Genomic DNA, 11,013 nt, shown 5'->3' with positions numbered 1-11,013 from the left:
GAGCCACGGGAGCCACGGGAGCCACGGGAGCCACGGGAGCCACGGGAGCCACGGGAGCCACGGGAGCCACGGGAGCCACGGGAGCCACGGGAGCCACGGGAGCCGCCGATGCCGCCGACGTGCGGCGGGCGCCGGTGCTCCCGGTCATCGTCGACCATGTCGAGCAGGCCGGCCGCACATGCCGCGAGGCCGTACGGGAACTGGGCGCCGAGGTGGGCCGGAAGGACGCGTACGTCGACGCGGACGAGGTGCTGGGCCGAGGCCTGTTCGACGCCCTGCTCGTCCTCGCCGACCGGGACGTGGACCTGGCCGAGCTGCCCTCCTCCCCGCTCGTGGTCGTCGTCCGCGACATCGAGGCGGACGGATACCTGCGGTGGACGCTGGCCTACGCGGGAGAGCTCTTCGAGGACCGGACCATCGCCGGTGTCCTCGACGTGGTGCGCGAGGTCCTCGGCCAGTTCCTCCACCGGCCCGGGCGGCTCGTCGCCGACATGGAGCTGGTCTCGGAGGACCAGCGGCGGCAGCTGGACGTGTGGAACGCCACCGACGGCGACTTCCCGCGGGACAAGCGGCTCGACGACCTCTTCGAGGAGGCCGTGCGCAGGTCCCCGGACCGGGAGGCCGTCGTCTTCGGCGACACCCGGCTGACCTACCGCGAGGTGGACGAGCGGGCCAACCGGTTCGCGCACTGGCTGCTGGGGCCGGAGCTGGGGGTGCGCCCGCAGCAGCTGGTCGGGATGTACCTGGACAAGAGCGACCTGGGGGTCGTGGCCGCCCTCGGGCTGTGGAAGGCCGGCGCGGCCTACGTACCGATCGACCCCGCCTACCCGGCCGAGCGGATCCGCTTCGTCGTCGGTGACACCGGGCTCGCCGGGATCGTCACCAACCGGCGCCACGCGGCCCGGCTCAGGGAGACGCTCGGGGCCGGGCACGCCGAGGTGCGGATCATCGAGATCGAGACGGTGCTCGCCGAGCTGGAGGCCGCGGGCGCCCCGGCGACGAAGCCCGTGCTGTCCGCGGGCAGCGGCGACCTCGCGTACGTGACCTACACCTCCGGCACCACGGGCGTGCCGAAGGGCGTCCCCAAGTTCCACGACAGCGTCGTGAACAGCATCACCGACCTGTCCGAGCGCTACGAGATGCGGCGGCCCGGCGAGGAGCGGGTCGCGCTCTACGCCTCCTACGTGTTCGAGCCGCATCTGCGGCAGACCCTGATCGCCCTCCTCAACTCCCAGACGCTGGTGATCGTCCCCGACGAGATCAGGCTGGACCCGGACCGCTTCCCCGCGTATCTGGAGCGGCACGGGGTGACGTATCTCAACGCCACCGGGTCGGTGCTCCAGCACTTCGACCTCGGGCGATGTACGAGCCTGAAGAAGCTGCTGCTGGTCGGCGAGGAGCTGACCGCGGCGGGTCTGCGCCGGCTGCGCGAGAGATTCTCCGGCCGTGTCGTCAATGAATACGCCTTCACCGAGGCGGCGTTCGTCACCGCCGTCAAGGAATTCGCGCCGGGCGTCACGGAGCGCAAGGACCGCAGCATCGGCCGTCCGCTGCGGAACGTGAAGTGGTACGTGCTGAGCCAGAACCTCAAGCAGCTGCCCATCGGTGCCATCGGCGAGCTCTACATCGGCGGCTCCGGGATCGCGCCCGGCTACCTCAACCGCGAGAGCCTGACCGCCGAGCGGTTCACGTCGAATCCGTTCCAGTCGGAGCGGGAGAAGGCGTCCGGGGACAACGCGCGCCTGTACCGGACGGGTGACCTGGCCCGGGTCCTGCCGTCCGGCGAGGTCGAGTTCATGGGCCGCAGCGATTTCCAGCTCAAGCTGAACGGTGTCCGCGTCGAGCCCGGTGAGATCGAGGCGCAGGCCACCGAGTTCCCCGGGGTGCGCAAGTGCTCCGTGGTGGCCCGGGAAGGGGCCGGCGGTTCCGACGACCGCCACCTGGTCGGCTACTACACCACCGAGCCCTCGGCCGAGGTCACCGAGGAGGAGCTGCTGGAGTTCCTCGGGCAGCGGCTCGTCCGGATCATGGTCCCGGCCCGGATGATCCGTATGGACACCATCCCGGTCAACGTCAACGGCAAGGTGGATTGGCGGGCGCTGCCCGATGTGGACCTCGTCCGCCCCGCCGGTCCGGCACGGGCCGGGGGACCCGACTCGCGCGGCGACCGCCCGGAGGGCCCGGCCGGCGGCGCGATCGAGGCGCTGCGGGACATCTGGAGCGAGGTCCTCGGCATTCCGGCGGCCGGGATCGGCGAGGGCGACGACTTCTTCCGGCTCGGCGGCCAGAGCATCTCCTGCATCCTGCTCATCGCCCGGGTACGGCAGCGGCTGGGCGCCTTCGTCACGGTGGAGGACGTGTTCGAGCACCGGACGCTGGGCGAGCTGGCCCGCCATCTGGACCGGCACCCCCGGCCGGAGGCCGGGCAGGACCCCGAACAGGACCCGGACGGCGGGACGTTCCGCCGGCTGCGCGCCAACGGCCTTCAGCAGGGGCTGCTCTACCACGCCCTGCGGAGCAGGGGCGGCGACGACGCCTACGTCATGCAGTCGGTGCACCGCTACCGCTGTGCGCTGCGGCCGGAACTGATGCGTGAGGCATGGGAGTTCGCGCAGCGGAAGTACCCCGCCCTGCGGGTGCGCTTCGAGTGGGCCGAGGAGCCGCTGCAGATCGTCGACGGCGAGGACCGGCCGGTCGACTGGCGGTTCGTCGACCTCGGCGACGTGGCGGACCCGGCCGAACAGGACGCGCGGATCAGGCAGATCCAGGAGCGGGACCGGACGGAGCCGTACGACCCGGCCGAGGGCCGGATGTTCCGTGTCCACCTGATCCGGCAGAGCGACGAGCTGTTCTCCCTGATCTTCAGCTGTCACCACCTCGTCATGGACGGCTGGAGCCTGCCGGTCCTCCACGACGACGTGCACCGGGTATACCTGCGTCTGCTCAAGGGGGAGGAGGTCGCACCGGAGACGGACCACGCGTATGTGGCGGCCCAGCGGTACTGGGAGGCGCACCGCGACGACGACGTCGAGCACTGGCTGCGCCAGGTCGAACGCATCGACGAGCGTGGCGACTTCGGCGGACTGCTCAAGGAGGAGATCCGTCACCAGGTCGACCTCGGCGACTACAGCCATGTCCAGGAGCACCGGACGAGACGGCTCGGTCTCGGCGCGGACCTGACGGCGCGGCTCAAGGCGGTGTGCGCCGACCGCTCCGTCACCCTGCACTCCGTACTGCAGTTCGTGTGGCACAAGGTGCTGTACGCCGTCGGCGGCGGGAACACCACGGTGGTCGGCACCATCGTCTCCGGACGCAACGTCCCGGTCGACGGCGTCGAGAACTCGGTGGGGCTGTTCATCAACACCCTGCCGCTGGTGGTGGATCACGACGAGCAGGCCGGCCGGAGCGTGGGCGCGGTGCTCGGCGACATCCAGGCCACCGTGAACACCATGAACAGCAAGAGCGTGGTGGAGCTGGGCCGGCTGGAGACCGGCGGGATGAAGCGCCGGCTCTTCGACACGCTGCTGGTCCTGGAGAACTACCCCGAACTCCTCGACGAGGCAGGGGAGTACGACGAGTTCCTGCGGTTCGAGAAGGCGTACGACGCCGACAAGGTGGACTACCCGGTCGCCGTCGTCGCACGCGAGGAGGGCGACGAGTTCACGGTCACTCTCTGGTACGCGGGCGAGTTGTTCGAGGACGCCACCATCGATCACCTCCTGGACGTCGCGCGCACCCTGTTCACCCAGGTCGCGGACGACATCGGCCGGCCGGTCGACGAGCTGGAGTACGTCTCGCCCGCCGTGGTCGAGCGCTTCGACGCGTGGAACCGTACCCGGGCCCCGTTCCCGGACGACCGGACGCTGGACGCCGTGTTCGAGGAGCAGGCGGCGGCCTGGCCCGACGAGATCGCCCTGGTCTACCGCGACCGCCGGCTGACCTACCGGGAGCTGGACGAGCGGGCCAACCGCCTCGCCCACCACCTGCGGAGCACGGCCGAGCTGCGGCCGGGCGACATGGTCGGCCTGGTGCTCGACAAGAACGAGCTGATGATCACGGCGATCCTCGCGGTGTGGAAGGCCGGTGCGGCCTATGTGCCGATCGACCCCGCCTACCCCGACGACCGCATCGCCTTCATGCTCCAGGACACCCGGTCCCGGACCGTGGTGACCAACGAGGCCCACGGCGAACGGCTGCGCGCCCTGCCGGCCGAGGACGCCCGTCCGGTCCTGGACATCGAACGGCTGCCGCTGGACGGCCTGCCCACGCACCGGCCCGTCACCCCGGTCACCAGCACCGACCTGGCCTACGCCATCTACACCTCCGGCACCACCGGCCGGCCCAAGGCCGTCCTGGTCGAGCACCGGGGCGTGGTCAATCTGCAGCACTCCCTGGCGAAGCTGTTCGCCCTGGACAAGAGCCGGGGCGACGAGGCCCTGCTGTCGTTCTCCAACTACGTGTTCGACCACTTCGTGGAGCAGATGACCGACGCGCTGCTCAACGGGCAGAAGCTCGTGGTGCTCGACGACAGCATGCGCACCGACCCCGAGCGCCTCTACCGGTACATGAACGACGAGCAGGTCACGTACCTCTCCGGCACCCCGTCGGTGCTGTCGCTGTACGACTACTCGACGGCGGCGTCCCTGACCCGGGTCGACGCGATCGGCGAGGACTTCACCGAGCCGGTGTTCGAGAAGATCCGAGGCACCTTCGGCGGCACCATCATCAACGGGTACGGCCCCACGGAAATCTCGATCACCAGCCACAAGCGGCCGTACGCGGTCGGCGAGCGCCGGGCCACCAAGAGCATCGGCCACCCGGTGGACAACACCACGGCCTACGTCCTCGACAAGAGGATGCGGCGGGTCCCGATCGGCGGCATGGGCGAGCTGTACATCGGCGGCGACGGGGTCGCCCGCGGCTACCTCAACCGTGACGACCTCACGGCGGACCGCTTCGTGGACAACCCGTTCCAGACGCCCGAGGAGAAGACGGCCGGGTACAACGCGCGCCTGTACAAGACGGGCGACCTGGTGCGGTGGCAGGCGAACGGGGAACTGGAGTGCCTCGGCCGCACCGATCTCCAGGTCAAGATCCGCGGACAGCGCGTCGAACTCGGCGAGATCGAGGCCGTCCTGTCGTCCTACCCCGGCGTGACCCGCTCGCTGGTCATCGCCCGGGAGCACCAGGGCGGCGGCTCCGCGGCGGCCCAGAAGTACCTCGTCGGCTTCTGCATCGCCGACCGGGACCTGGACGAGCAGGACGTCAAGGAGTGGATGCGGCGCAAGCTGCCCGAGGCCATCGTCCCCGCCCGCGTCCTGCGGATCACGGACATCCCGGTCACGCCCAGCGGCAAACTGGACATCCGCCGCCTGCCGGAGACGGACTTCGCCGCGGGCGCCGGCGCCGAGTACGTGGCCCCCTCCAGCGATGTCGAGATCAAACTGTGCGGCATCTGGTCGGCGGTGCTCGGGATCGCCCCGGACCGTATCTCCGTGCACGACGACTTCTTCGCCCTCGGCGGCGACAGCATCCGCGCCATGGCGCTCGCCCAGGCCATCACCACCGGCTTCGGCCGAGGTCTCGGCGTCGCGACCGTGCTCCAGCACACCACCCTCGGCACCCAGGCCCGGCACATCCGGGACACCGCCGAGCAGGCGGGCGGCGCCGAGCCGGGCACCGAGTCCGCGGCCGGCCGCGCGGCGGCGGGCGACGGACGCACGCCTGTCTCCCTGGCGCAGGAACGTCTGCTGTTCATCGAGGAGTTCGAGGGCGGCACCGCCGCCTACAACATCCCGTTCGTGCTGCGGATCCCGGTCCAGGACGGGGACTTCGGGGAGACGGTGGTCGAGGCCCTGCGCACTCTGCTGCGCCGCCACGCCGCCCTGCGCACCCTGCTCCGCACGGACCGGGACGGCCTGCGCACCCAGGTCGTCCTGTCCGAGGACGCCGCGCGGGATCTCTTCCGTCCGGGCGTGTATCCGGTCGGCGACATCACCGAGCTGGACAAGCGGCTCGTCCAGTGCGAGGGGTACGTCTTCCGTCTGGACGAGGAACTCCCGCTGCGCGCCGACCTGTTCGAACTCGCCACCGACCCCGGACACCTCTACCTGAGCCTCGTCCTGCACCACACCGGCTTCGACGGCTGGTCGTGGAACGTGTTCCGGCAGGAGCTGGCGGCCCTCCTGCGGGGCGTGCCCGAGGCCGACCTCGGCCTGATCCGAGGCAGTTACGCGGACTTCGCCGTGTGGCAGCGGCAGTACCTGGCCGGCTCGCGGCCGGAACTCACCGAGTTCTGGAGCCGGACGCTGGAGGGGTACGAGACGATCAGGCTGCCGCTGGACCGTCCCCGCCCGGCCCGCTTCGACTACCGGGGCCGGGAGATCGAGTTCGCCCTCGACGACGAGACCGTGGAGGCCCTGCGGGCCCTCGCCCGGTCGGCGCGGGTCAGCCTGTACAGCGTGCTGCTGAGCGCCTGGTGCCTGACGCTGACGATGTACACCGGCCAGCGCGACTTCGTGGTGGGCACGCCCACCGCCCACCGAGGACGCCCGGAGTTCGACCGCACGGTCGGCTTCTTCGCGAACCTGATCGCCCTGCGGGTACGGACGGACGGCCACGCGTCGCTGGCGGACTACGTCCGCGCGGTCGGCCAGGACGTCGTCGCCGCCCAGGTCCACGGCGAGCTGCCGTTCGAACAGCTCGTCAAGGAACTCGACGTCGACAAGGACCCGAGCCGGCACCCCATCCTCCAGGTGAACTTCACCCTGCAGAACGTCACCGACCGGACCGGAGACGTCCAACTGCCCGGCGGAGCGCCGGAGATGACCGGCTACAAGCCGGACGCCGGGGGCTGGACGGCCACCAAGTTCGATCTGTCGGCCACCCTCACCGAGAGCCGGGACGGCGGCCTGGCGGGCAACCTGACCTACGCCGCCGCCCTGTTCGAGGACGCGAGCGCCGAGGGCTTCGTCACGACCTTCGGCCATGTCCTGCGCGAGTTCGCCCGGCTCTCCCCGACCGGGGAGCAGGCCGGCCTGGCCGAGGTCACCGGCGTGGACGAGGACGGCCGCAAGCGGCTGCTGGCCGCCGGCCCGCAGACCGTTCCGGCCGCCCCCGCCCGGACCCTGCACGCCGTGTTCGAGGAGATGGCCGCCGCCCACCCGGACCGGACCGCGGTGGTGTTCGGCGACCTGACCCTGACGTACCGGCAGCTCAACGAGCGCGCCAACCAGCTCGCCCACTATCTGCGCGCGGAGGTGTCGCTGCGGCCCGGCGATCTCGTCGGCCTGGTGCTCGACAAGAGCGACCTGACGATCACCGCGATCCTGGCGGTGTGGAAGGCCGGCGCGGCGTACCTGCCGATCGACCCGGACCACCCGGACGACCGGATCGCCTTCATGCTCCAGGACACGGGGGCGCGGCTCCTGGTGACGGAGCACGGCCACGCGGCCCGGCTGGGCGGACTGTCCGCCTCGGCCCGGCTGCCGCTGGTCGAGGCCGACCGGCTGCCCATGGGCTACCGCTCCACCGAGAACCCCGCCTCGGCCGCCTCGGTCACCGATCCGGCCTACGCCATCTACACCTCCGGCACGACCGGCCGGCCCAAGGCGGTCCTGGTGCCGCACGGCGCCGTGGACAGCTTCCGAGGGCAGCTCGCCGGACGCTACTTCGGCGGGCCCGACACCACGCGAGAGGGCGTGCTGTTCCTCGCCAACTACGTCTTCGACTTCTCCGTCGAACAGCTGGCGCTGTCCCTCCTCGGCGGCCACACCCTGGTCGTCCCCCCGTCGGCGCCCGCCGCCGACGAGGGCTTCCACGACTACGCCAACCGTGCCGGCCTGACGTACATCAGCGGCACCCCCACCCAGATCACCCAGCTGGACCTCTCACGCCTGACGGGCCTGCGGGCCGTGCTGGTCGCCGGAGAGGCGTTCCACGAGCGCCACTTCGACAAGATCCGCGCGGAGTTCTCCGGCCCGATCTTCAACGCGTACGGCACCACGGAGACCGCCGTCTACAACACCGTCCGGCGCTTCGAACCCGGGGACCCCTACGAGAACGTCCTCGGACGGCCGCTGGACAACACCCGGCTGCACGTGCTCGGCGACTCCCTGCGGCTGCTGCCCCCGGGCGCGGTGGGCGAGCTGTACCTGTCCGGCGAGTGCGTCACGGACGGCTATCTGAACCGGCCCGAGCTGACCCGGGAACGCTTCCTGCCCAACCCGTTCCAGACCGACGAGGAGCGCCGCACCGGGCGCCACGGGGTCCTGTACCGCACCGGCGACCTCGTCCACCGCACCCGCGACGGCGAGCTCCGCTACGTCGGGCGCGACGATGCCCAGGTCAAGATCCACGGCCTGCGCATCGAACTCGGCGAGGTCGAGGCGGCCCTCGCCGCCTGCCCGCACGTACGGGAGTGCGTGGTCGTCGCCACCGGGGACGAGCGCTCGCCGGACGGCAAGCGGCTCGTCGGCTACTACACGGCCGACCCGGACGCGCCGGTGGACGAGGACGCGATGTACGCCGCGCTGCGCGCCCGGCTGATGTCCGGCATGGTGCCCGCCACGCTGGTGCGCCTGGACGGGCTGCCGACCACCGTCAACGGCAAGCTGGACGTCAAGGCGCTGCCCGCCGTGGACTTCGCGGCCCGGCGCGCCGTCCACGCGCCGCCGCGCAGTCGCGTCGAGGCCCGGCTGTGCCGGCTGTGGAGCGCGCAACTGCCGGGCGGGACGGTCGGGATCGACGACGACTTCTTCCGCTCGGGCGGCGACAGCATCAGCGCCCTGCACCTGGCGAGCCAGGTACAGCGGGAGACCGGCCGCAGGATCAGCGTCAAGCACATCTTCGACTTCCCCACGGTCCGCCGGCTCGTCGACAACGTCCTGTCCAAGACGCAGGACGAACTCGACGCGCGGGACGACGACTCCGTGAAGCCGGAGCAGGGACGGCTGAGCGGCGACTGTCCGCTGCTGCCCGTCCAGGAGTGGTTCTTCGCCAAACCGCTCGCCGAACAGGGCCACTGGAACCACAACTTCGCCGTCCGGACGCCCGAACTCGACGTGCCGAGGCTGCGCGAGGCGCTGGCGCGGCTCGTCGACCAGCACGACGTGTTCCGGCTGCGCTACAGCGGCCTGGACGGCACGGCGGAGAAGGTCACCCAGACGTACGCCGGGGGACAGGACGACCTCGACCTCGACGAACTCGACGTCAGGGGCCTGACCGACGAGGAGATCCGCGACCGGCTCGACCAGTGGCAGAGCGGCTTCGACCTGACCGCCGGACCGATCGCCCGCACCGCCTATCTGCACGGGTACGAGGACGGCAGCGCACGGGTCTGGTTCGCCCTGCACCACCTGATCGTCGACTCCGTCAGCTGGCACATCCTCGCCCAGGACCTGGAGATCCTCTACCACGGCGGGGAACCCGAGGAGAAGACGAGCAGCTACCGGCAGTGGGGCGAGGCGCTCGGGCGCTACGTCCCCGAGGAGCACGAGACACGGCTGTGGGAGGAGGTCCGAGACGGCCTCGCGCAGGCCGCCGGAGACCTGTCCGCCGTCGAGGGCGCGGACACGCTCCACGAGGAGTTCGCGCTGGGCGAGGCGGACACCGGGATCCTGCTCACCGAGGGGTGCTGGGCGTACGACACCACCCTGCACGAGCTGTTGCTGACGGCGACCGGACTGGCGCTCGCGTCGGTGACCGGGCGGGCCGTCAACCACGTCACGGTCGAGGGCCACGGCCGCGAGAGGTTCGCCGGGGCGCCCGACGTACGCGACACGGTCGGCTGGTTCACCACGATGTACCCGCTCGGCCTGCGCACGGACCCGGAAGACCTCGGGAGCAGCGTGCTCGCCGCCAAGGAGGCGTCCCGCGGGGTGCCGCACCACGGCATCGGCTACGGGGCCCTGTTCGGCCGCTACGGCGGCGAGCGCGCACCGCTCGCCCCGGTCAGCTTCAACTACCTCGGCCGGTTCGCCGGCGGGGCAGAGGGGACGGCGGACACCCCGGCGGACTGGCGGCTCGACTCCGCCATGTCGGGGAGCCACATCTCCCCACACAACCGGGGCGCGGACCAGTTCGCCGTCGACGTGACCATGCGCTGCGTCGGGGACCGGCTCGTCACCGCCGTCGACAGCCGGCTCGACCCGGCCACCACCCGCCGTCTGACCGACGAACTGCGCACCTGGCTCGAGCGGTTGGCCGCGCACACGGCGGGCGTGGCCCGCAGCGGCGCGGGCCGGGCGCGGTCCGGCCGGCCGGAGGTCACCAGTGCCGACGACTTCGAGCCGTACATCCTCGTCAACGAGGAGCACGCCGAACGCACCCTGTTCGTCCTCCCGCCCGGCGAGGGAGGGGCCGAGAGCTATCTGAGCAACATCGCCCAACGGCTGCCCGGATACCGGCTCGTGGTGTTCAACAACGTGCACCTGCATACGCCCATGGAGTCCTTCGAGGCCGTCGCCGACTACTACCTGCGCCACATCCGGGAGTTGCAGCCGACCGGGCCCTACAGCCTCCTCGGCTGGAGCTTCGGCGGGATCGTGGCCCTGGAGGCGTCGATGCGGCTGGCCCGAGAGGGGGAGAAGATCGACAACCTGTTCGTCATCGACTCCTACTTCAACATGCGGCACGCCACCGAACGCATCGGGCTCCCCGGAGTCGAGGACCTCCTCGACCCCATCAACTACCACTACACGCCCGAGCGGGAGGACCTCGACCGGCTGACGGCCCGGCTCGGACGGCTGACCATGTTCAAGGCGGAGAAGCCGAACGAGATCGTCCGGGACGAACAGCAGCACCGGCTCTTCGAGTTCTACCGCCACACGCCCTACAACGCCCTGGACACCCTCGTGCCCGCCGAGTCGATCGACGTCCACCCGCTCTCCGGCGAGACCCATCACTCCTGGGTCCGCAACGAGCGTCTGGTCACCGAGATGTGCCGGCGCATCTCGGCGTCGCTGGCGGACGCATGGTGAGCCGCGACCCCGCGGCCACCCGCAAGACACCGCA

General features: G+C 71.1%; 1 protein-coding gene. It reads left to right on the top strand.

Translation table 11 applies throughout. From position 1 onward, the window contains the following. Positions 1-119 precede the first annotated feature (119 nt). Positions 120-10,979 (top strand): amino acid adenylation domain-containing protein, encoded by a 10,860-nt coding sequence (locus ABZ990_RS05430; protein WP_361225608.1) that lies wholly within the window; start codon positions 120-122, stop codon positions 10,977-10,979. Positions 10,980-11,013: the final 34 nt, after the last annotated feature.

The organism is Streptomyces sp. NPDC046203, assembly GCF_040646255.1.
Classification (GTDB): Bacteria; Actinomycetota; Actinomycetes; order Streptomycetales; family Streptomycetaceae; genus Streptomyces.
Note: the sequence above shows the minus strand (reverse complement) of the source record. Positions and strands in the feature narration are given on the sequence as shown.